Raw genomic sequence first — 23,932 nt, forward strand, 5'->3', positions numbered from 1 at the left:
GCAATCGTACAAACTTATTTCCAAACAGAAGAACCGCTCTTTGCCTGATGGCAAGGGCGGTTCTTTTTTTTCTCTTTTTTGTCTAATGGATCATCATGGTTGTATGCGGCACCCTTTCGAGCAAGCCGTTACCGTACATTTCCCGAAATGGCTGCTCTTCCATATGGATATAACCGATATAACAACCGCATTCTTTCATCCGGCACGGACGCTGGGCGCTCAGCCCCTCCAGACCGTCTCTGTACAGGTGTCCAATCACACGGCGATCCTGATAGCAGTGTTTTACTCGTCCGTCACCTTGGACGTAAAATACATCTTCTCCCGCGCGACATGCTCGCCCCTGGCTACTATAATCCTTTAAATTCCATTGGAAATAGGGATCTATCGCAGTTAATTCGGCAACCTCAGCATCCGTATAATAATGGGGGCGGTCCTTGTAGGCGTTGACCCACATATATACTTCTTTTGGAAGTTGCGCCCGCAAAGAACGAATAGCCGGGAACGCCTGTCTCAATCCAACTGTACCGACACTATAGGAAATGCCAAGTTCATATAGCTTCATAGCCTGCGATATAAAAGCTTGCTCTTTGGTTTCTCCAGGATGATATGTAGCCCACAGCGCAGCCGTCTCTGGATTTAGTTCTTTTGTCCAATCCAGCTTAGCCGAAAGGTTCGTCTGTACGGCCACTTTTTCCACATGCGCCATATGGGAGAACTCAATCATGGTCTTACGATACCAGGAATGAATCAAGGCTTCTCCATATGGATTAAAAAAAATGGAGAGCTGGTGCCCCAAAGCGCCCTGCTCTCGTACCCAATCAGCAAAACGTTCCAACTGCGCCCGATCCTTGTTCAACGTTTCCCGACTATCGACGTTTTTACTGAATGGGCAGTAAGGGCAAGCATAGTTGCATGAGGTCAACGAACCACGATAATATAAGGTCGCTCTCATGCGCCTACATATCCTTCCATACGCTCACGTACAGATGTAGAAATCATCCAGTCCCCAATCGCATCGGAATAGGCCATTCCTTCCTCCGTAAGTCGAAGCGTGCCCTCCTCGACCACAGCCATACCCGATTCTAGCAGCAGTGACATTCCTGTAAAATCGTCTTCCAGGGATACACCGAAGCGCTCTGCATAGGCGCATAGTTCCAATCCTTCCCGATGAAGAAGTGCCTTCAGGATAAAGCGCCGCTTACGCTCATCCGCATTTAAAATAAAGCCGTAGTCAGCCAGATCATGACGCTCCGCCGCCACATAATCCGCGATAATACTACGTGTGGCTGCTGTACTGACACCATACCGGCTGGCATAGTGTACATCGCGTGTATAAGAGCGTGCTCCGCACCCCAATCCAGCCATGCCCTCCTCCTGGCAACTGTAGGGCAAAAGCTCTTTGCTGGATGTACCCTCATTTTTAGCAAAACGGCGCATGGAATATTGTACATATCCTGCCTGTTTGAGCCGTTCACGCGCTACTTCATACAAGCTAAGGCGAATATCGTGATCCAGCCCGGTATAGCCGGGCTTTAAAATCGTATTTTCACGAATATATAACGGGTAAAGAAAAATCTCTCCTGGCGAATAAGACAGAGCTTCCTCGAGAGAATACAGCCAGGTTTCCACCGTTTGACCAGGCAGACCATAGATCAGATCCACGTTGAGCAAAGGAAAATTGTATTCTACCAGCCGCTCAAGTGCTTCTCTAACAAGCTTTGGCTTCTGAGGTCGGTATATGGCGGCACTTTCTGATTCTACAAAGCTCTGGATTCCCATGCTGACACGATCTGTACCGCGGCGCTTGAGCACTTCCAGCCTATCCTCAGTTACAGTGTCTGGAGAGGTTTCAATTGAAATAGAAGCTCGCTTGGGGTCCAATCCCATAATATTTTCCGCAATGTCAAATAAACGCTCCACCAAAGGAGCCTCCAATAAGGTCGGTGTACCACCGCCAATCGCAAAACGCGAAAAAGGCCGCCCCCCCATAATTGGAGCCCATTGCCGAGCTTGTCTTTCTAGCGCATCCACATACTCCTTATGCACATCCTGACGCTTGTCCGGCAAAGTGAACAGGTTACAAAATCCACAGCGAGCTGCGCAAAACGGTATATGCATATACAAAAAATAGCTTTCCAACTCTTCTTTCTCCCACAATTCCTGCAATGAGAGCGGTGTATCGAACGAACGATAGGCCGTTTTATGCGGGTAAGAATACAGATAGGAGCGATAGGGAGCTTCTCGGATCGTACGTGCCCATTCTACAGGAGTATCCGGCCACTGAAATCTAGACGTTACTAAATTAGTGTCCATTCCCGGAGAAGTCTGGGTTGCTGGGCCCATTGGATGCAGGTGATTCAGATTCATGGCTTTCATTTCTGCTCCTTCCTCGCGCTGGATTGGATTGTTGATCATTTACCAGTGCAAACTACGTTTCTTTTTGTCCTACAGTATAAATTCGCGGTAAGGCACATTCCACACTACCTCATGCGCCAGGCGATGCCCTTCGTAGCCGTCTTCCCCATAAGCTGTACCATGATCGGAAAAAGCCATGCAAAACGTCTTGCCACGCTTCCGCAAAGCATCAAACAAGCGTCCAAGTTCACCATCCACATACCGCAAAGCTGCTCGTTGAGACCCTACTGAATCTTTTGAAGAGCCCTTTACAAAATAATGATTAGGCCCATGGATGGCTGATACATTCATAAACAAAAACAAGCGCTGTGCAGGGTCTGCCTTTTCTAACAGCTTCAAGGCATGATTCACCTGATGCTCTGTTGAACGAGGGTTGGTAACGCCAAAGTTCATGCGCCAGTAGCTCTCTTGAAAATATCCGGGCAGCACCTTGGCCAGCTTGTTCTTCTTCGTAAAAAAAATAACGCCGCCGATACAGATGGTCCGATAGCCCTCGTTCTCCAGCCCGGACACAATGTCCGGAGCATCGAACAGCCAGGTATGTGGATGCGTACGCAGTCCCGTATCTTTTGTGTGAAACAACCTGACATGTGAAGCCTTATCCGTATTGGCCGGAGTCGGTAAAAATCCGCCAAAAAAAGCATGGTGTGCAGCATATGTAAAGCTCCCTGGTGTATGGCGCTTTTCCCACGACCCGGAGCCGCATAAATTCGGACAGTTTTCTTCCTCCAGCTTGGCTACATCATAACGCAGGGTATCCAGCGTAATCATGACAATATCATGAGAGCCAACAATTTGATTCATATCAGTCATTATCTGTCTTTCCTTTCCAAAACTACGCTCCTATTAGCAAGGTGCAACATTTCCCATTCATATGGATTCCAACCCTGATGTTCAACCCGGTACAGTAAATCACCGAACGGATTAACATCCAATACGTAGGGACGAGCACCGTGAGCCGGAACAAGCACATCCAGTCCAGCAACCATCGACGCCGGAAAGACCCTCATGGCGGCTTTTGCAGTATGCTGAACCGATTCCACCGTACTTTGTGGTAGTCCGGCTTCCTCCAGCAAGAGTCGCTCATTACGCAAATGTAGATTTGTAATGGGGCTGTGGCTCAAACGTAAAACCGCATGACAAGCCTCTGATTCACACACGAGTTGACGCACATCATAAACACGTCCGTTCAAGGTCGCTTTGGGAATCCAGCGTTCCACATGTACCCCTTCCGAACATAGCCAGTTAAGGATGGCATGAATATCCTGCTTGTCTGTATAACGACGCAATCGTCCGGCATTATAATACACACGCTGTCCGTGTATGATCTCTGTTCCAATCGTAGTTACCGCCAGCTCTGCATGCGTTTTGGGATGTACCTGATAAGCCATGACACCAGAAGCGCCTGACCCGCAAAATATTTTCACAAATACGCGGTGAAACCCACTCTCTTTCATAGCTGCATGCAGATCAACAGCATCACGAAAAGCACCGCCTGAAGCTGTAAGCACAGGCGGGACCCTGATGTCTGCCTGGTCTAATACGGCGCTACAACGCCGTTTGTCAAACATGACGGCTACTTCCGCAGGATCGTTCATCCAGCGCGACGAAGGCCAGATCCGATCTACTTCATGCCGCAGCCAAGCCAGCAGTCGGCAATAGCCCCGGAACCATTGTGCCGGGTGCCAAATGCGACCACGCTGTTCCTGCAAACGGCGCGCTTCTGCCGCTAGTATACCTGTGCCATGTGCCCATTCCGGCCATGGTAACAGAGAATCATCTCCCTCGGCATCCGGGGCGCCCAGAGCAATCAACTCCCGCTCTACCTCAAAGTTTTCGCCCGGTGCATCCAGACGTAGCAGCGGGCCTCTGTCCACCCGACCTTTCAACAATTGATCAATGCTCTCTTGCAATTGGACACTGCCATTCACGCTATCTTGCGCAGCTTGTGCAGCTATCCTGACCATCAGTTCGCTCAGACTTTGCTTCTCTCGAATGGCCCCCAACACATCTGTATAGGAGACCTCCAGAGCTGACGGAAGCATTAATCTGCTTCGTGCTTCCTGCAGCCCCGTAGTTCGACGATTCCCCGAATTACCGAACAAGATAAACGGCTCGTTGACATTACTATCCCACATCTTCATCATAGAGCCGCCTCACTTTTATTCTTTTTAATTTTAAAGTCAATCCGTTTTAGAAATCCATTGGAGCAAATTACTCTGTCAGTGATGGATAGCGCCAATCATCTTCTTCATCTGCTTCTTGTTGATCTTCTACGTTCACAGATAAACCTGAGTTCTTCCAGCGCCCCATCATTTCACTAGACATATAATGATAGCTCAAATCCAGATGTTTCAGTCCTTTTATACTTTCACTAGCCAGCAACGCTTCTGCACCTTGATCAGACAAAGTACCTTGTGAGAGATCCAGCACTTCCAGTTGTCCAATCACAGGGGCATTAGCAGCAGCAATGGCAATTTCATCCTGTATCTCACTGTCTTTGAGTCCCAAGTATGTAAGTTTGGGAAAAGGATTGCTGTCCAAAAACGGTAAAATATCTTCCAGTTTACCGTCAAAACCATAATCCTCGACACCCAAATACAGCTCCAGCTTGCGCAGTTCAGGCAGTTCGGCATTACGGATTTGTCGAAGGACGCTCACAGGTAGACCGCCACAAATAATAACCAATTCTTGAAGATGATTATGACGAAGTGGTTCCAAGCTCAGATCCTGGCTTCCTTTAGTATGTAAGGATTCAAGCTTTGGAAACGCTTCTAACAGCGGGGACAGATTCGTTTGGTTAATCCATGATACCTCACACTCATCATATTCCATATCACCAATAAACAGCTTGCGCACCTTAGGAAATTGATCTTTTAGCTTCACTAACACTGGTATAAAATCATCTGGTGAATTTTCATAGGCGCCGCCCCAATCTCCAATGATCAGATCCGTAACTTGGGCACTCTCCGGCTTGGCTGCCAGTTCCTCAATAGATTTAGCCATCGTTTGGCCATTCTCATAAGCTTCATAATCTACAACCAATTTCACTTCCATCTCACAATTCCTCCGATCGCTTGTCTGAGATCTCGTAAACTATCTATTTCCAATTTAGTCTATCCTATTCTACCAATGTTCGTCAAAAAAAGTCCCAGATCGACATTAACCCTATGTAAAATGTGCAAATGAAATAAAAACAAGACAGCCCAATTGCGGGCTGCCTTGGAATGTATCCATAATAAATTTCTACTATTATAAAGAACGCAAGTTTAGAACCAAGTTATTGGGTAATTGTAATCGGTGAGTTATCGGACAGCAATGCCAGATTATTCACGATCACATTCTCTTCCTTGCTCAAGCCACTGGTAATGAGTGTTTGTGAGCCTGTCGTTTGAACAGTTTTCACTTCCTTGCGTTTCGCATGGTCGCCGCTTACTACATATACATATTCTTTACCTTGATCCTTTTGAACTGCCGCAGTAGGAACAACAATGCCTTCTTGCGCATTGGCAGCGACAAAGCTGATATCAGCCAACATGCCGGATTTCAGTTTCATGTCTGGATTGGCTACTGAGATTTTTACAGGATAACCTTTTCCGCTTGCATCCAACGGGCTTACATTTTTTACTGTACCTGTTGTTACAATGTTGGAGGCTGCAACACGAACCTGTACCTTGTCACCTGCTTTTACATTGTTGATCTGTTCCGCAGGGACATAAATCAATGTATTGACCGTACTCAGGTTAGCAATGACTAGCGCAGGAGACTGAGCGGATACCATTTCGCCCACTTCTGCATTTTTCGTACCCACAATACCGTTGATCGGTGATGTAACAACGGTGTCATCCAATGCATCCTGAGCAATGTTTACATTCAGTTGTGCCTGCTTAAGAGATTGTTGGCTAGACTCGATGCCAGCCGTATTTTGAGATACTTTAAGCTGATTCTGCGCATTGCTGTAGCCGCTGTTAGCATTACTGTAGCTATTTTTTGCTGTATCATAGCTGTTACGGGCTGTAGTTAGAGCCTTTTGAGCAGCTATCAATTGGTCTTTTGCATTAGCCTGCGCATTTTGTGCATTATTATAAGCCGCTTCCGCATTCACAACTGCGGTTTTTGCTTGTTCTAATTGTGCTTGGGTGCTCGCACCAGCATCAAACAGACTTTGTGTACGCGTTACATTCTTTTGTGCATCTGCCAAAGCTTGCTGTGTTTGTTTCACCGTATTGGCTGCCGAGGAAACACCATGTGTCGCTTGTTCTACGGCTGTAGTTGCTTGATTAATAGCCCCCTGAGCCTGATTGATTGCGCTTTGGGATTGGATCACACCGCTCTTGGACTGCACTAAGCCCGAAGTTGCTTGAACCATCGTTGATTCATGGGATGCTTGAGCGGTACTTACGCCAGCTGCTGCGGCTGCTGCTGCGGCGCGAGCTTTTGCAACATTGTTACGCATATCCTTATCGTCAAGCTTGAAGAGGACTTGGCCCTTTTTAACCTCAGAACCAATATCCACAGGCAGCTCAACCACTTTACCGCCTACTTTAGGCACAATATTGACGGTTTCCGAAGGTGTTACCGTACCTGTATAAATATTTCCCTGTCCGATAATCCCCTGCTGTGCTTGACTAATTTTAACTGGAACGACCATGTCCTGAGCCGCTCCGCTATTACTGGAGCAGCCTGCCAGCACTGCGCCGCCGAGGACTAAAGCCGCTAATGTACTTTCTACTCTCAATATTTTCATGATAATTCCCTTTCTTTCTGTCCGTGGAAATAATGTAAGCCATCCAGTCGATATTTTTGTGTTTCTCTTTATTAAGCTTCCGGCTGTGTCTTTGCTTTCTTCCTCTGAATAAACAAAAAGATGAGTGGAATCGTGCAAAACAGCGGTATAGATGAAATGAGGAACGTATCCCCAATTCCTCTCGATGTAGCATCCAGTGTGATTAAACTACTTATGGATGACATCCATGAGCTACCCAATGTTGCTTGTAGCGTATGAGCCGAGTCCTGCGTAATGGACTCCGAAATTTGCTGGGCATGAGCAGCTGAACGGCTTTGCATAATAGCGGTCAGTACCGCAATCGCCATAGATGCAGCCACAGTACGTACCAGATTGGACGCTGTAGACGCATTGGCTACCTTGCTCGGATGAACAGCATTCATGCCGACCGTGGACAATGGCATCATGCAAATACCAATTCCCAGACCTCGTAATGCCATTACGGTTTCCAACCAGGCATGCGAAGTATCTGGCGTAAGCTGATGAAGATGATAGGTCATAAAGCTGGTTAGTGTCAGGCCTACAAGTCCCAAAGGCACAATGCCGAACTTATCAAACAGCTTCCCGGCGATAGGCATCATGGCCGCCATGGCAATGGCCTGTGGAATGAGGATAATACCAGTATCAATCGGTGACACGCGCTGAATATTTTGCAAAAACAACGGTGTAAGGAACGTTCCTCCGTACATCCCCATCATGACCAGACTGGAGGCGATAACACTAATCGTATATTTTGAATTTTTGAATAATGAAATTTCAATTACAGCATTATCCTTGCCGCTTTCTACATAGATGAGAAAGACAAGTGCCCAGAAAGAAATAAACAGCAGAGATACAATCCCAAAAGAAGTCCAGCCATCACGCTGGCCGTTTGTCAGTGCGTACAAGAGTGTTCCTGCACAGGTTGCCGCTAGTAAAAATCCTGGCAGATCAAACGGTTTCGGCGTTACCTTAGGCGGCTCCTTGATGAGAAGGATGACCATTAAAATGGCAAATAAAGCAACCGGCAGACTGACAATAAACAAGAAACGCCAGTTAAACCATTCAATTAAGTAGCCACTCAGCGTAGGCCCTACAGCTGGTGCGGCCATTGCGGCGATCCCCCATATACCAAGGGACATCCCGATTTGTTCACGCGGCATGATTTTGTAAATAATCGTCATACTCAGCGGCATAATGACACCGCCGCCCAGACCAGCCAGTACACGCGCTGCAATCAGGGAAGAATCACTCCATGCAAAAATACATATTCCTGTTCCCAACGAGAACACGCTGAGCGCAAGAATCAAAAACTTTTTGTACCCGATACGCTGCTCCATATATCCGGTAATCGGGACGATTACGCCGGATGCAAGCGTGTAACCTGTAATAACCCACTGAATACGTGTCGTCGTTGACCCTAAATCCGTCGTCAATCGTGGAATGGCGACGTTGATCAGACTGTTGTTCAGAATGGCGACAAAGGCGCCTAAAACGATAGCAAAAAAGGCAAGCCAGCGTTCTTTGGAAGAATCTGTCGAAGGAGCAGCAGCAGTTTCATTGGCAGCCACATGGACCCCTCCTTTTTAAGATGTATGAATTTTTACTTCCACGTTCGTCCCAGGGATAAGCTTCATGTCCTTCGGCTTGTTCACAGCAATTTCTACAGGTACACGTTGAGTCACCTTATTAAAGTTACCACTTGTGTTCACAGCAGGAACGAGCGAAAACACTGCATTGGAAGCTTCGCCCACTTTACGAACCTTACCCTGAATGACCTGATCGCCTGCTGCATCAAGCGTAATGTCAACAAGCTGTCCTGGTTTAATACGGTTAATATCGGTTTCTTCAATATTCGTGGATACATACAGGTTGTTCATATCAACCATAGTCGCTACAGCACTACCCGGTGTTCCAATTTCATGCTCTTTCGAATAAATCTTAATAACAGTTCCGTTAATCGGCGCACGCAGTACAGACTTGCTGATCATGCTTGCATCCAGTCCTGATACATCTTGCTCGGCAATCGGTTCATTGCGTTGCAGCACATCGCCTTCTTCAACATCAATGTGGCTAATCTCACCGGAGATTTGCGGCATTACCTTATACTGATCGGCTTGAATGCGCGCATCGTCACTTTTGACAAAGTGTGTTGCCTGATACCAATAATAGTAGCCAATAGCTCCACCACTCAGAATGAGCAGCACGATGAGAATCGGCAATACAGTTTTCTTACTCACTTGTTCCACCCCTGTTGTCCAAAAAATTTTTATTATTCAACGCTAATATTTTAAAATTGAAATATTAGGCCATTAAACCAAATGTAGAGCATAAATAAACACATGGCAGCAAGCCATGCACAAGACAGGACTTATTTATGTACGTAGGACAAGCTGATCCATAGTCCACAAACCGTCTTCATTATATTTAAATATTTTCATATAACTATTGTACATTGAAATATTATAGATATATTTATCTATTCAGGCAATATATATTTTCAGTTTTTTCAGAATTTTTTTTCACAAAAAAGAACCTTGTTTCCAAGGTTCTTTCATGAAAAGGGATAGTTTACATTTAAAGGTTCACACAATAATCCTAAGAGAAAAGCGTAGGTCCAACTGACCGATCCCTACAGTTTTTCGCCTCCCGCTCTTCCTTCTTGTCCTTATTCGCTCTGTTCTGCTGAGAAGCTTGCTGCCCCATACATCCCCTGCAGCGACAGCGTTCTGCCGTACCATGCATATCCTCTCTGGAGTCTTTTAGTAGTCGTACGTAATCCAAAGATTGCTGTAAAGAAGCCAAACCAGGAAGAAAACGAACCTTCTTCCCTTCTAGCAGACAGTAAACTTCGATAAGCTGAGGAAGAGCTCCAAATGCATAATAACAAAATACATTTGTTAAATGATGAAATGTACTAATAACGTTAGGGTTGTAGTCCACCATATACTTTTGAATCAGCAATGAATCCGCTTGTTCTGATTGTTGCCAGGCTGCCTGAACAATCAGCGAAATATCGACCTCCAACTCAGGTACCACTGTACAAAATTGTTCATACAACATCACAGGCACCAATAAGTCATTATTTAAGGCACATATTTTTGACAACTCGCCTGACACTTTATTTTTGACATCCCAGTAATGGAACAAAGATTCAAAACTGTTCGACTGCTTAGGCCACCACTTCTCCAACACATACTGAACAGGGACTTCTCGCCGTACCTCTACTTCCATTCCAAAGTATTCGTTCAGCGCATGCCCTATCGCATATTGAACCCTTTGCCGCCAATTCCAACCCTCACGCCCTCGTTTTCTCTGTGATTGATGGATTGACTGCGGAGTTCTCCACATCTCTTCAAGCTGATAGTCGTGCAGAAGAGGAAAGCCGCTTAAGCTATCGCTATTGCGCATACCTATCCCTCACTCTCTTCTCAGGACACTCCAATGCCAGCCTGCGCAAATTGTCTTCCGTAAGCTCGGCAATTCTCCTTCTCATCATCGAGTGGATTGAATTCAATCTTCAAACTCTCCTGAATGACTGATGCGCCGCGTTCTTTGACTTTTTCCTCTACCAAGTCCACTGCGCCACAGAATTGTGTATAAGATGTATCTCCACTGCCAAATACAGCAGTCTTTTTACCAGACAGATCAAGCTCGTCTAGTTCCTCGTAAAAATCTAAAAATTCATCAGGAAGCTCACCATCTCCCCATGTATATACACCCAACAGGAATCCGTCATATGCGAGCAATTCTTGCGCGCTGCAATCATACGAAGCCTTCAACTCTGCCTCATGCCCTGCCTGACGAACACCCTCGGCGATCAATTCCGCGATTTCCTCTGTATTACCGGTCATGCTAGCATAAGCAATCATGATTTTACCCAAGTTCATCCCTCACCTTTATTTGAAATATGGGATGCTTTCACTCCCTATTAATCAAATAATATTTGATAATGATTCTCATTGTCAAATAAAAATTTTAAGCATGAAATGTATTTTGTTAAACATATACGTAAAAAAGTCGCATTATATGCGACTGTTCACTATTAAAAAATTATGGATTGTTGTAAAATATTATGTACGTACAACCAATTCTTCTTTTCATAAATAGAATGAAAATCGGGAGAGTTGTACGTACAAGTGGGATTGATTTCATTTTAATATGGAAGCGCTCTAATTACAAGTGTATTCGAAAAAATATTTTTGCTCCTTCTAACTACTTACTTATTCATGGAATCATTCGATTGTTGCTAAGGTTTGTTGTACAATAGACTCCATGTGGGGATTTGCGCAGCTTGCTGCCTAAATCCCGAATTGACTGCTGAAGGATGGATTGTACATGTATGTAGCACAAGAGTGGAAAGACTATGAAGTAATGGATACAGGCGGTGGTGAAAAGCTGGAACGTTGGGGTAATATTGTCCTGCGTCGTCCCGATCCGCAAATCATATGGCCTTTGACCCAGGAAACAGCCGAATGGCGTAATGTTCATGGGCATTATCACCGCAGCTCTTCCGGGGGCGGCCAATGGGATATGAAAAAGCCTATCCCCGAGCGTTGGACGATTAGCTATGGACCGCTTAAATTCCACATTAAACCGACCAGCTTTAAGCATACTGGTCTTTTCCCAGAGCAAGCCGCCAACTGGAGCTGGATGATGGATAAAATTAAAGGCGCAGGTAGACCCATTTCCGTATTGAACCTGTTTGCATACACGGGAGGAGCCACTACTGCCGCAGCGTATGCCGGAGCCAGTGTAGTTCACGTGGATGCAGCCAAAGGTATGGTGCAGTGGGCAAAGGAAAACGTTCAATTGTCCGGTCTGGCTGACCGACCGGTACGCTTCATTACAGACGACGTGTTCAAGTTCGTGCAACGGGAACAACGTCGGGGCAACCGTTATGATGCCATTATTATGGACCCTCCTTCTTATGGACGCGGACCTAACGGAGAAACCTGGAAGCTTGAAGAAAGCTTATATCCATTTCTCGAATCCTGCATGAGCATCATTTCGGACCAACCCTTGTTCATGCTGATCAACTCCTACACGACAGGTATTTCACCTACTGTATTGCGTAACATGCTGAGTATGACGATGCAACAAAAGTATGGCGGACAAATTAGCGCCGGTGAAATCGGATTGCCGATCACACGCTCTGGATTGAATTTGCCTTGTGGTATTCTCGGACGCTGGGAGGCTTAATTCCTCTTATGAATCAAGATGAACTTACTCGGCAAGAGCATGCACAGCCGAATATTCCCGTCCTGTATGAGGACAATCATGTCCTGGCGGTTGTAAAGCCTGTCAATGTTCCGACACAGGAGGATGCCAGCGGCGATCCCGATCTGCTGTCTTTACTCAAGGAAGATCTGAAAATCAGACACAATAAGCCTGGTAACGTCTTTTTGGGTTTAGTGCACAGGCTGGATCGACCTGTAGGTGGAGCCATGATTTTTGCTAAAACGTCCAAAGCAGCTTCTCGTTTGTCAGAATCGGTTCGAAGCCGTCATTTTCACAAGCTGTATACAGCTGTTCTGAATGGCGTTCCTGAGGCTCTCCAAGGCCGTCTAACCCATTACCTGCTTAAGGACAGCCGTACCAACACGGTCAAAACGGTTCGACCCGGCACGGCTGGTGCCAAGGAAGCCATTTTGGAATACCAGGTTGTCGGACAAACTGCTGGACTCAGTCTTGTGAAAATTAAGCTGCACACCGGACGCTCGCACCAAATTCGTGTACAGATGCAGGCAATCGGCTGTCCCCTCTATGGGGACCAAAAATATGGCGGTAATCTGAGCCGCCCCGGTCAACAACTGGCCCTCTGGTCCTTGCTCGCTGGAGCACCGCATCCGGTCAGCAAGGAAGCAATGAGCTTCCACTCACTGCCTCCTGTCCAATTTCCTTGGAGTGAGTGGCCCTTGTCGCTTTATGATAAAATGATTACTTCGGATAATTGAGTAGACTTACCACAAAGAACCCGCACTGCATGTAAACAAACATGCAATGCGGGTTCTCTTTTTGCACAAAAATCAAATGAAAATGTATCCATGCTTATGATGAGGAAGCCATGGTCTTCCCCTTCTCGCTGTTCACCAGCTGTTGACGGGCACGAGCGTTTTGTGCATTCGTATTTTTGATAAAAAACGCCAATACCAAAGCTGTCACGCTCAATAGTGTTGCAATGATAAATGCCGAGTTAATACCGTAGATCGTAGCTTGATTGCTAGCAGCCAGCATTCCCGCTTTGTCCGTAACGTTCAGTCCCTCGGATGCAACCATCGTGGTCAAACGATTGCTGGTTTGAGTAGACATCACCGTCACTAGAATTGCTGCCCCAATCGAGCCCGAAATCATACGCAGCGTATTGCCCATCGCCGTACCATGGGCATTTAATCGTTGTGGAAGCTGATTCAGTCCGGCCGTTTGGATCGGCATCATCAGCAATGACATCCCGAACATTCGTACCGTATAATTGATTAACAGTGTCATATAGGTGGTTGATTCGGTTAAACGTGTAAATTCCCAAGTCGTTACAGTCATGATCAACAACCCAATTACAGACAGCCAGCGCGCTCCAATTCGGTCAAAAATAGCCCCCGTCACAGGAGACATGACCCCCATCAGAATCGCTCCTGGTAACATTAGCATACCAGACTGGAGCGGTGTAAATCCGCGAATATTTTGCAAATAAATTGGAAGCAATATCATACCGGCGTACAGAGCCATCGTCACAATAACATTAATGATTGTCGTCAAGCTGTACACATCGTATTTAAAGATACGAAACTCCAGCATAGGCTCATCTACCTTCAGTTGTCGGACAATAAATAAAATAAGCGCAATCGTCCCGACGATGAGTGTAGACAGCACTGGAATACTCCCCCAACCCGATGTTCCAGCATCACTAAAGCCGTATAACAGCCCACCGAAACCGAGTGTAGACAAAATAACACTGAGAATGTCCAGCTTAGGCTTGGACTGCTCGGTTACATTTTTCAGAAAAATAAATCCGATCACAATCGAAATCACGGAAATCGGCAAGATGATCCAGAACAATACTCGCCAGTCATAATGCTGGACTATATAACCAGATAAGGTTGGTCCAATGGCTGGAGCAAACCCCATCGCAAGTCCCAGCGTTCCCATTGCACGGCCACGACGCTCTATTGGGTAGATGTTCAAGATAACGACCATCATTAATGGCATCATAATCCCTGCACCCGCAGCCTGAATAAGCCGACCGATCAGCAATATACTAAAACTCGGCGCTATTGCACATAACAGCGTGCCGATTGAAAAAATAGTCATTGCACTAATAAACAATTTACGAGTAGAGAAACGGGCAATCAGGAATGCGGTCACCGGGATCAATACCCCATTCACGAGCATAAAGCCTGTGCTAAGCCACTGAGCTATATTGGCATCTACATTCAGATCACTCATCATTTTCGGTAAAGCCACACTTATCAATGTCTGGTTTAAAATTGCAACAATTGCGCCAATCAACAGAGCGGCCACAATGGGTGCTCTGCGGACATTACCTGGTAGTGTCATTTGAGGACTGCTCAAGTTGATTCATTCCCTTCGGTGTTAATTTCATGATCATTTGTTTATGAACATCCAAGAGCAACTCTAGCTGCTCCTCCGGGATATCCAGAATTGGCAAGACGCGCTCCATCCACATGGCGTCTACCTTTTGCATTATATCTTTTCCTTCTGTCGTAAGCGTCAGTACTAAAGATCTGCGATCATGCTCATGCCGTCCGCGAGCGATATATCCCGCCTTGGTCAAGCGGTCAACCACCCCGCTCATAGAGCTGCTTCCCACATGAGCTATCTCTGCCAGCTCGGATAACCCAATATTGGGGCGTTTATTCAGAATGGCCAAAGCCATGTGCTGAATGGCCGTTAGATCCAAATGCTGCTCCTCGTTCCAGAAAGCATAAAATATCGTCTTGTTAACCTCCCTTACCGATTGAATAATCCGATACACCTCTAGTCTGTCTTCCTCTCTGTCGCTCACTAGAACCATCCTTCTTCCCCATACATATTCATTACCCATATACATAAACTAGTAACTATTTGTATACGAATTGTTATTTATTTATAACTATTATTTTATCATCTCTTATGTAAATGTCAACATTCCCCCAAACACTACCTATACTTGCGACACAAAAAAGCGCGGAAATGATACCAGGATCGGCATCTATCCGCGCATTTCTATTCTCTTAGAAAGCTAATCTGCTGTGTACAGCTACATTCCATGTATCCACTAATTAGCTATTCTGCTCGCTCTATTTGTTCCTTTATTCCCTCATCTTCACTGGCTGATACAGCCGCTTTCGTCTTCGTTGTAATTTTACCCAACAAATAAACCAGCAAATTCTGATTGTGCTGAGATATTCGGTTAAGCGCAGAACCCAGAAAATCGTCGCGAATTTGCAATCCGCGCTCCACTTCTTCTCTGCCTTGATCTGAAATAACAATCCATACAATTCTACGGTCCTTTACGTCTCTGAACCGGGTGACCAGTCGATTCCGCTCCATCCGGTCCAATAGCATCGTAACTGCCGCAGGTGTGGTGGCGAGATATGGGATTAGTTGAGACGGCTTCATGCGTCCGTATTCGTTCAGAACCTCCAGCACCGTGAGTTGAGCCTCCGTTAGTGATGGAGCTAGTTGCTGCTCCATATGAACCTTGTAATCCTTAGCCATTCTGGACCAGATTTTTGCAAATTCGGTCGTTTGCATTTTGCCTCACTCCTTTGAATAACAGGGTCAGTAAAAGCATCAAAGTTACCATATGGGCCACCGTCCGGATTGTATTTCATCACATTAAATTTTCGCCATTTCCCCTCAGTTTCCTGCCGTTTTTGGAGCATCAAATGAAAAGGGGAAGGAAGTCTCACTTCGGATTTGGAGACAGGTCAAGGTTCGACAGCATGACGGCAAAAAGGTCCTCATTCGTGCTGGAATGGCACGTGAGGACCCCTCTTTTTCGAGCTAAAAAACGCTTGACTTTACAATTATTCTACTGTCTGCGAACTCTGAGGCTCACTACGCGGCAGCACATTTACAATTTCGTCCTTCTTCTCCACCGGAGCCAGCAGTTTGCCTGTATCCTTGCGATCGGTTAAAGGAGCTTTTTCCGAAAGGAAGGACATCGTCTGTCCTTCTGATGTGATGACAAATAATTGAACAGCTTCACGACAGTAGAAGGCAGCCACAATTCGAGTTCCGTTCGAACGCACCCGCTTGCCTTCCTTGAATTCGAAGGTGCTGATTCCTTTACCGCCTCTTCCCTGAGAAGGATAATCCAGCAGAAGCGTACGCTTACCATAACCGGATTCGGTTAGTACCAGCACCTCTCCTTCGTCTTCTTCTACCCATAGTGCTGCGACAATTTCATCGCCTTCCGCCAGTTGTATACCTTTGACCCCCGCTGAAACGCGGCCCATGGCATTAACCTCTTGCTCCTTGAAGCGTATGCTCATCCCCGCACGGGTAATCAACATAATATCTTTGCTATTGTCGCTTAATGTTACTGATAATATCTCATCGTCGCCAGCCACCTTGCAGGCTGCTACAGCACTGGAACGCTTTGTGGCATATTCTGTAAGTTCCGTTCGTTTGACTTGCCCTTTCTTTGTTACAAACACCAGGCTTTTGCCGATTTCCTCTATATTTTTGATCGGAATAACACTTACGATTCGATCTTCCTTCGATAGCGAAATGACATTAACGATTGGAGTGCCCGGCTCTTTCCACTTATACTCCGGTATCTGATGCACAGGCAGCAAAAAGTATTGTCCACGCTGGGTGAAGACGAGCAGCACATCGAGTGTATTCACGTCAAGGAACTGAGTAATGTAGTCCCCTTCTTTAACTCCGGAATTTGAACGATCCCCGCCAGAACGAGTGAACGACAGCATACTCGTACGTTTCACATAGCCATCTTTCGAGAGAGTTAGCAATACATCCTCTGCCGCAACCATGACCTCCAGATTTACCTTAATCTCTTCTACTTCACCCTGTATTTCCGAACGACGGTCAATGCCGTACTTTTCACGAATTTCCAGCAGCTCCTTGCGGATCAGACTGATCAGCTTGCGGTCACTTTCCAGAATAGAACGGTATTGAGTAATTTTCTTCTGAATGTCAGCAAGTTCTTTTTCAAGGGTGGTAATTTCAAGATTCGTAAGACGGTACAATTGCAGAGTCAAAATGGAATCCGCCTGCCGTTCACTAAAGCCAAACATCCATTGCAAATTATTTTGTGCATCCTGACGATTTTTGGAAGCTTTAATAGCCGCAATGACTTCATCCAGAATGTTCAGCGCCTTGACCAAACCTTCCAGTACATGTGCGCGGTCCTCCGCCTTTTCCAGCTCAAACTTAATGCGATTTGTGACAACTTCACGCTGGTGAGCAATATACGCTTCTAAAATGGATTTTAGTCCAAGCTGGTGCGGCGCTTTGTTTACGATGGCTACCATATTGAAGTTATAAGCCACTTGGAGATCGGTTTTTTTCAGCAGATATGCCAAAATACCTTCGGCATCCGCTTCCTTCTTCAGCTCGACAACAATACGCAGGCCATTTCGTCCACTCTCGTCACGAACTTCGGCAATCCCTTCTACCTTTTTCTCCAGACGGATGTTCTCCATAGCGGTTACGAGCCTGGATTTAACAACCTGGTATGGAATCTCTGTAATAACCAGTTGCTGCTTGCCTCCACGCAAAGACTGAATTTCCGTTTTGGAACGGATATAAATGCGTCCTTTGCCTGTTCTGTATGCATCCTTGATGCCTTCGCCACCCATAATGAGTCCGCCAGTCGGAAAATCTGGGCCTTTTATAAAGGTCATAATCTCTTCCAGTTCGATCTGCGGCTTTTCCATCACTGCGATGGTGGCGTCAATCACCTCACGCAAGCTATGAGTTGGAATTTCCGTTGCAAACCCCGCTGAAATCCCGCTAGATCCGTTTACCAACAGATTAGGATAACGGGAGGGCAGCACGACGGGTTCCTTTGCCGAGTTATCAAAGTTATCCTTGAACAAAACCGTACGTTTTTCGATATCACGTAGCATTTCCATTGCAATCGGAGACAAACGTGCCTCCGTGTAACGCATAGCTGCCGCAGGATCGTCGTCCTGAGAACCCCAGTTGCCGTGGCCATCCACCAGTACGTGGCTCATTTTCCAAGGCTGCGCCATCCGTACCATCCCATCGTAAATAGATGAATCACCGTGAGGATGGTAATTACCCATAACGTCCCCAACGGTTTTGGCGGATTTGCGATACGCTTTTTCCGGGGTATTACCCGAATCGTACATCGCGTACAGAATCCGGCGTTGTACGGGCTTTAATCCATCCCGTACATCAGGTATCGCCCGATCCTGAATTATATATTTGGAATATCGGCCAAAGCGGTCACCGACCATTTCCTCCAGATAAGCTGGCAAAAATTGCTCCGATAAGCTCATGTCTACACCTCATTTAATAGCACTACTCTACGTATTCCGTGAAATCCACGTTTTCCACGATCCAGCGCTTACGCGGATCCACCTTATCACCCATCAATGTGGACACACGGCGTTCAGCTTTGGCAGCATCCTCAATCTGAACGCGCAACAGGGTGCGTGACTCGGGATTCATTGTCGTTTCCCATAACTGATCAGGGTTCATCTCCCCGAGTCCTTTATAACGTTGAAGCTCGAAATTCCGTCCAAACTCTTTTAAGTAATTATCAAGCTGCTCGTCAGTCCAGGCATAACGAACTGTTTCGAGCTTACCCGACTTGCGGGTTATTTTATACAATGGCGGCTGAGCAATAAATATGCGTCCTGCATCAATGAGTTCTTTCATATACCGATAAAAGAACGTCAACAACAGTACTTGAATGTGCGCGCCATCCGTATCTGCATCGGTCATAATGATGATTTTGGAATAATTGCTGTCTTCCAGCGTGAACTCTGTTCCTACCCCCGCGCCAATCGCTGCCGTAATAGCACGGTACTCATCATTTTTCATAATATCCGCCAACTTTGATTTTTCCGGATTCATCGGCTTGCCCTTTAGTGGCAAAATCGCCTGAATTTTGGAATCCCGTCCCTGTTTGGCCGATCCTCCAGCCGAATCGCCTTCCACGATAAATAACTCATTACGTGTAAAATCTTTAGACTGCGCAGGCGACAGTTTGCCATTCAAATTAGAACTTTCACTACGTTTCTTGCCAGAACGCATTTCGTCCCGAGCCTTACGTGCAGCTTCACGCGCTTTGGATGCTTGAACTGCCTTTCTGATCAAGGTTTGCGCTATCTGTGGATTTTCCTCCAAAAAGCGCTGCATTTGTTCAGACACGATGGCATCCACTGTACTCCGCGCCGAAGCACTACCCAGCTGATCTTTTGTCTGACCGACAAATTCAACCTCGGCCATCTTGACACTGATTACAGCCATCATACCTTCACGTAGATCGTTGCCCTCCAGGTTTTTATCCTTTTCCTTCAACATCGCTGTTTTACGTGCATAGTCGTTCATGATACGAGTGTAAGCGGTTTTGAAGCCTGTTTCATGCGTACCCCCGCCACGTGTCGGAATGGAGTTAACGAACGAAGCAATCGTCTCTGTGTAGCCGGCATTGTATTGGATGGCAATCTCCACTTCAATGTCTTCTTTCTCGGCATTAAAATGAATGACATCATGCAGTACATCCTTGCCCTCATTCAAAAAAGAAACAAACTGACTTGCTCCACCCTCATAAAAATATTCATCTGACTTTCCGCTGCGTTCGTCTTTAAGCTGAATACGAAGGCCGGAATTCAGAAAAGCAATTTCCTGAAGACGCTCAGCCAGCGTATCATAGTTAAAATGAATTCCTGACTGAAAAACGCGAATATCCGGTTTAAATGTAATTTTCGAACCCGTCTTGTTAGTATTGCCCAGCACTTCAAGGCCTGTGGTCGGTTCACCGACATGCTCCACGCCCTTCTTGTCCTGCCAATATTCAAACCGCTGACGGTGAATCTTGCCGTCCCGGTAGATTTCCACTTCAAGCCATTCCGAAAGAGCGTTCGTTACAGACGCACCTACCCCATGCAGACCCCCGGACTTTTTATATCCCGAACCGCCAAACTTACCTCCGGCGTGCAAAATGGTGAATACAACTTGAGGCGTAGGGATTCCCATTTTGTGCATTCCCGTAGGAATACCGCGCCCGTTGTCTGATACTGTTACAGAACCGTCCTTATGCATTGTGATATCAATGCGAGAGCAAAACTTGGCGAGATGTTCATCCACCGCGTTGTCTACAATTTCCCATACCAAATGATGCAGTCCCGAAGAACTGGTGCTCCCGATGTACATGCCCGGCCGTTTGCGAACTGCCACAAGCCCTTCGAGCACTTGAATGTCGTCCGCGCCATATTCTGAAGCTCCGTTCTGTGTACTGGAAGCTCCCGCAGACAAGTCGATTTTGTCGACCATTCATGCTCCCCCTTTGTCTAATCATAACCGTGTTTTGCCTTATTCTTGATGGTTTTCACCAAAAATGCAAACAGATGTTTTCTTTTACCTTGTCCATTTTAATTCAATATATCCCGTTTCGTAAAGACGGCGAATGAAACAATCAACGCCGCAGCCCCCCAAATGCCCAGTACAACTAAAGAAAATGGCAGGGTCATTCCCTCAATCGGGGCAGGGCTTCCAGATAAATAATCGGTTAATCCGAGGTTAACCATAAATAAATATTTGGCGCTTTGCCATGATGAAGCCATGTTGGTCAGTATAGTGCCCGAAATGAGCGCAGCCATCATGACCACAATACTTGCTGCTGTACTACGTACCAGAACAGATACCATAAAGGCTAATGAAGCAACCACAAGACTGACAAACCAAATCAATCCGGCTTGCAGCATCAGGTAATGCCATTGTGGAATGGCATGTACAGCAGACAAATCCACCGTCGATCCAACAATTTGAAAGCCGGTAAATACCGGAACATTAAAACCACGAAAACCAAAAAACAAGCCTGATATGAGATAACTTATGACAAATACGGCCAAAATGATGAGCGAAACGAACATATACAGTGTCAGCAGCTTGCTCAGCAGTATTTTCCACCGCCTGACCGGCCGAGTTAGCAACATTTTTATCGTGCCTGTTGTCCGTTCTCCTGAAACCAGGTCCGAAGCAATGGCCATGATCAACAACGGAACGAACAGATTTATGGAATTATCCATAAACTCTCTGGTAAAAGTGACGCCACTCGGCTCATTAGGATTCACGTCATTTTCCAGATAATATTGCATCTGTTGCACAAAGACGCGGCGGTAGGTCTTCCATTCCTCGGGAACCCTATCGCTGCCGAGCGAGTTTTGGTTATCAGTAATGGCCTGACGCAGTTCCAGACGCCAATCGTTACCGAATTTTTCGCGATTGTTTTCTGCCACTTTCATCTGAGCGTACGTAAAAATCGGCACAAGCACAAGCAAAACAAGTAAAATGACATAAAATCGTTTCTTCTTGATAATTTTCAGGGTTTCATTTTGTACGAGCGGTAAAATATTATTCAAGTATCTCACCTTCCGTCATTTTCAGGAATAGTTGCTCCAGTGTAGGATTGATTTTGGTTACACCTTTAACGGAAATACCGGAAGCTGTCATGTGTGCGACCAGCTCCGCAATATGCTCTTCGTCCATTTCTGTAAAAATAGCATCGACTCCGCTACCTGCAACAATGCTGTCATCAATTAATTCATCGGCGTTCGTAATGATTTGCACATACGGAGAATTTTGCAATAGGGCAAGGCCCTGATCGCGGGGCTCCAGCTGCCAGACAGCCATGTGCGAGTGAGTCTCAACCAGTTCCCGTACCCCACCAACAGCTAGCACCTTGCCCCGACTTATAATTGCCACACGATCACATAGCAGCTGGATCTCGCTAAGCAAATGGCTGGAAACAAATACAGCCATGCCTTCGGCCGCTAACAAACGGATAAAAGCTCTCATCTCTTTGATTCCCTTGGGGTCTAGTCCGTTCGTCGGCTCATCCAAAATGAGTAGCTTCGGTCTGCCGAGCAAGGCTTGAGCTATACCAAGACGCTGACGCATCCCCAGTGAATATGTACTTACCTTATCATGGATGCGACGATCGAGCCGAACCAACTCAACCACCTCGCGAATGCGCTGTTCATCTACACCAGGCTGCATCCGGGCAAAATGCTCTAAATTTTCCCATCCTGTCAGGTAGCTGTACACCTCTGGATTTTCCACAATAGAACCAACATGCCGTAAAGCCTGCTCAGGGTCACGATTTACATTATGACCGCATACGGTTATTGTCCCTTCAGTAGGCTTAATTAAATCGACCAGCATACGAATAGTCGTCGTTTTTCCAGCTCCATTGGGGCCGAGAAATCCGAAAATTTCACCTGCGCGAACGTCGAATGTTACATCATGAATGATCATTTTGCGTTTAATACGTTTCTTAACATGCTGAACAGAGAGCACGATTTCATTATTGCTGCTGTCTCTGTCTGCGCTACCAACCTGATTGGAGGAGTGAAGACTGGACACTGCATCTGTGGATGTCGAATCTTGGGTCACGCCAGCCTCTGTCTTGTCAGCAGATTGGATGCTCATTACTTGTTCCCTCCCTTTTTCGCTTCTGCAGGTTGGCTATTTGTAGACTGTTGTTTAGGATTTACATGATCGGTATCCTTCGTCGCGGTAACAGCAAACCCTTGTGCGATACGTTCAGCGATGGCCTGATAGCCCTGTCCGTTGGGATGAAAATGATCGGATGATAAATAGACGGGCAAATTTTGCTCGAATAAATCGAAAGTTGGAACCAGCGTCATGTTACTGTTTTGGTTGGTAATTGCCATGGCCGCCATATTCCATTCGGTTACCACAAGATTACCGGGAATTTTCATTTCCTGCAGATCACTGAATGGATTATACAATCCAACATAGACAATTTTTGCATTCGGATTGATTTTTCCTACCTTTGTCAGCACCTTTTGCAAACGTTTGGCTGCATCAGGCAGAGCTTTGCGCAAACCACTGAGTGTAGGTGGCTCTTTGCCGGTTTGAGCCGCCTGCGCGCCCTGAAATAAATCATTACCGCCAATCGAAACTATAATCACATTAGCCTTCTTCAGTACATAAGACACACCAGGCTCATCCAGCTTGGTTAATAGTCCTTGAGTCGTCAGTCCATTAATCCCCAGATTATTTATGAGCTGAGCTTTATGTCCTTCCTGATTATTTAACAAAGTCACCGACCGGCGCACAAAACCACTTCCGGAATCATCCCCCGTTCCTTTGGCTAGCGAATCGCCAATGGCAGCTACGCGCAACTCTCCCGTCTGAGCAGTAGCCGATGGTGCAGTTTGTGTCTGCGATGAACCGGATTGTACAGGTTGAGTACTTACCAATGGCTCTGGAGCCGTGATACTTCGTACTGCTGCAATAAATCCGTACAATAATAGCAGTGTGGCGGCAATGGAAACGGAACCGACAGACCGCCAAATCCATTTTGATGAATTCACTCGTGTTCCCTCCTGATAGCTTGGTGAAATAAACATAAAGCTTCTCCTGTCATTTTGCAAATAAACCGTTCTGGTTCAAGCGAAAATCAAGGTTTAGTATCCCTTATATAAATTTCCATAAACATACTGAAAAAGGATGGAAAACTCCCATCCTTCTGTCATACTTTTTGTGCGAATATCTCTTCTTATC

General features: G+C 46.1%; 20 protein-coding genes. 2 read left to right on the forward strand and 18 right to left on the reverse strand.

Annotation, left to right across the window (positions count from 1 at the left end):
- Positions 1-82: 82 nt before the first annotated feature.
- From ACUC6J_RS13795 to ACUC6J_RS13840, 10 genes are all read right to left on the reverse strand, one after another.
- Positions 83-952, reverse strand: a complete 870-nt coding sequence (locus tag ACUC6J_RS13795) for an STM4011 family radical SAM protein (protein WP_025365077.1) — start codon at positions 950-952, stop codon at positions 83-85.
- Positions 949-2,376: an STM4012 family radical SAM protein gene (locus ACUC6J_RS13800; RefSeq protein ID WP_257125957.1), complete on the reverse strand. Its 1,428-nt coding sequence runs from the start codon at positions 2,374-2,376 to the stop codon at positions 949-951. Before ACUC6J_RS13800 ends, ACUC6J_RS13795 begins: the two co-directional genes overlap by 4 nt.
- Positions 2,377-2,445: 69 nt before the next feature.
- Positions 2,446-3,228 carry an STM4013/SEN3800 family hydrolase gene (locus ACUC6J_RS13805; protein WP_447248995.1) on the reverse strand — a complete coding sequence of 261 codons (783 nt, stop codon included), beginning with the start codon at positions 3,226-3,228 and terminating at the stop codon, positions 2,446-2,448.
- A complete protein-coding gene (locus ACUC6J_RS13810) occupies positions 3,228-4,562 on the reverse strand; it encodes an STM4014 family protein (RefSeq protein WP_257125958.1) in 1,335 nt (444 codons plus the stop codon). Before ACUC6J_RS13810 ends, ACUC6J_RS13805 begins: the two co-directional genes overlap by 1 nt.
- A gap of 67 nt (positions 4,563-4,629) precedes the next feature.
- On the reverse strand, positions 4,630-5,472 hold the full coding sequence (locus tag ACUC6J_RS13815) for an STM4015 family protein (protein ID WP_447248996.1): 843 nt from the start codon (positions 5,470-5,472) through the stop codon (positions 4,630-4,632).
- A 223-nt stretch (positions 5,473-5,695) separates the two neighbouring features.
- On the reverse strand, positions 5,696-7,162 hold the full coding sequence (locus ACUC6J_RS13820) for an efflux RND transporter periplasmic adaptor subunit (RefSeq protein WP_016822116.1): 1,467 nt from the start codon (positions 7,160-7,162) through the stop codon (positions 5,696-5,698).
- A 71-nt stretch (positions 7,163-7,233) separates the two neighbouring features.
- The gene (locus tag ACUC6J_RS13825; protein WP_016822117.1) at positions 7,234-8,751 is read right to left on the reverse strand and encodes a DHA2 family efflux MFS transporter permease subunit; all 1,518 of its coding nucleotides are present in this window, start codon (positions 8,749-8,751) and stop codon (positions 7,234-7,236) included.
- A 15-nt stretch (positions 8,752-8,766) separates the two neighbouring features.
- Positions 8,767-9,420 carry an HlyD family secretion protein gene (locus ACUC6J_RS13830; RefSeq protein ID WP_013371571.1) on the reverse strand — a complete coding sequence of 218 codons (654 nt, stop codon included), beginning with the start codon at positions 9,418-9,420 and terminating at the stop codon, positions 8,767-8,769.
- A gap of 358 nt (positions 9,421-9,778) precedes the next feature.
- The gene (locus ACUC6J_RS13835; protein WP_016822118.1) at positions 9,779-10,591 is read right to left on the reverse strand and encodes a hypothetical protein; all 813 of its coding nucleotides are present in this window, start codon (positions 10,589-10,591) and stop codon (positions 9,779-9,781) included.
- A 20-nt stretch (positions 10,592-10,611) separates the two neighbouring features.
- Positions 10,612-11,070, reverse strand: coding sequence for a flavodoxin (locus ACUC6J_RS13840; RefSeq protein WP_016822119.1), 459 nt, complete (start codon positions 11,068-11,070; stop codon positions 10,612-10,614).
- 448 nt (positions 11,071-11,518) lie between these two features.
- Between ACUC6J_RS13840 and ACUC6J_RS13845 the strand changes: the two genes are divergently transcribed.
- Positions 11,519-12,382, forward strand: coding sequence for a class I SAM-dependent methyltransferase (locus ACUC6J_RS13845; protein ID WP_013371574.1), 864 nt, complete (start codon positions 11,519-11,521; stop codon positions 12,380-12,382).
- A gap of 8 nt (positions 12,383-12,390) precedes the next feature.
- On the forward strand, positions 12,391-13,137 hold the full coding sequence (locus ACUC6J_RS13850) for an RluA family pseudouridine synthase (protein ID WP_257125959.1): 747 nt from the start codon (positions 12,391-12,393) through the stop codon (positions 13,135-13,137).
- 94 nt (positions 13,138-13,231) lie between these two features.
- On the opposite strand, the gene ACUC6J_RS13855 is transcribed toward ACUC6J_RS13850, so the two are convergent.
- The 8 genes from ACUC6J_RS13855 to ACUC6J_RS13890 all read right to left on the reverse strand — a co-directional run bounded on the left by ACUC6J_RS13855 (position 13,232) and on the right by ACUC6J_RS13890 (position 23,778).
- A complete protein-coding gene (locus ACUC6J_RS13855) occupies positions 13,232-14,734 on the reverse strand; it encodes a DHA2 family efflux MFS transporter permease subunit (RefSeq protein ID WP_447250297.1) in 1,503 nt (500 codons plus the stop codon).
- Positions 14,718-15,203, reverse strand: coding sequence for a MarR family winged helix-turn-helix transcriptional regulator (locus ACUC6J_RS13860; protein WP_025365084.1), 486 nt, complete (start codon positions 15,201-15,203; stop codon positions 14,718-14,720). The genes ACUC6J_RS13855 and ACUC6J_RS13860 overlap by 17 nt, the downstream gene beginning before the upstream one ends.
- 260 nt (positions 15,204-15,463) lie before the next feature.
- The gene (locus ACUC6J_RS13865) at positions 15,464-15,934 is read right to left on the reverse strand and encodes a MarR family winged helix-turn-helix transcriptional regulator (protein WP_016822123.1); all 471 of its coding nucleotides are present in this window, start codon (positions 15,932-15,934) and stop codon (positions 15,464-15,466) included.
- Between the two features lie 275 nt (positions 15,935-16,209).
- A complete protein-coding gene (gyrA, locus tag ACUC6J_RS13870; protein WP_017427593.1) occupies positions 16,210-18,672 on the reverse strand; it encodes a DNA gyrase subunit A in 2,463 nt (820 codons plus the stop codon).
- A gap of 22 nt (positions 18,673-18,694) precedes the next feature.
- A complete protein-coding gene (gene parE, locus ACUC6J_RS13875) occupies positions 18,695-20,674 on the reverse strand; it encodes a DNA topoisomerase IV subunit B (RefSeq protein WP_017427592.1) in 1,980 nt (659 codons plus the stop codon).
- A 98-nt stretch (positions 20,675-20,772) separates the two neighbouring features.
- Positions 20,773-21,762 (reverse strand): ABC transporter permease, encoded by a 990-nt coding sequence (locus ACUC6J_RS13880; RefSeq protein ID WP_016822125.1) that lies wholly within the window; start codon positions 21,760-21,762, stop codon positions 20,773-20,775.
- Positions 21,755-22,831, reverse strand: a complete 1,077-nt coding sequence (locus ACUC6J_RS13885; protein WP_016822126.1) for an ABC transporter ATP-binding protein — start codon at positions 22,829-22,831, stop codon at positions 21,755-21,757. The genes ACUC6J_RS13880 and ACUC6J_RS13885 overlap by 8 nt, the downstream gene beginning before the upstream one ends.
- Positions 22,831-23,778, reverse strand: a complete 948-nt coding sequence (locus ACUC6J_RS13890) for a GDSL-type esterase/lipase family protein (protein ID WP_126666203.1) — start codon at positions 23,776-23,778, stop codon at positions 22,831-22,833. The genes ACUC6J_RS13885 and ACUC6J_RS13890 overlap by 1 nt, the downstream gene beginning before the upstream one ends.
- Between the last annotated feature and the right edge of the window lie 154 nt (positions 23,779-23,932).

It is taken from the genome of Paenibacillus sp. JJ1683, from assembly GCF_053006485.1.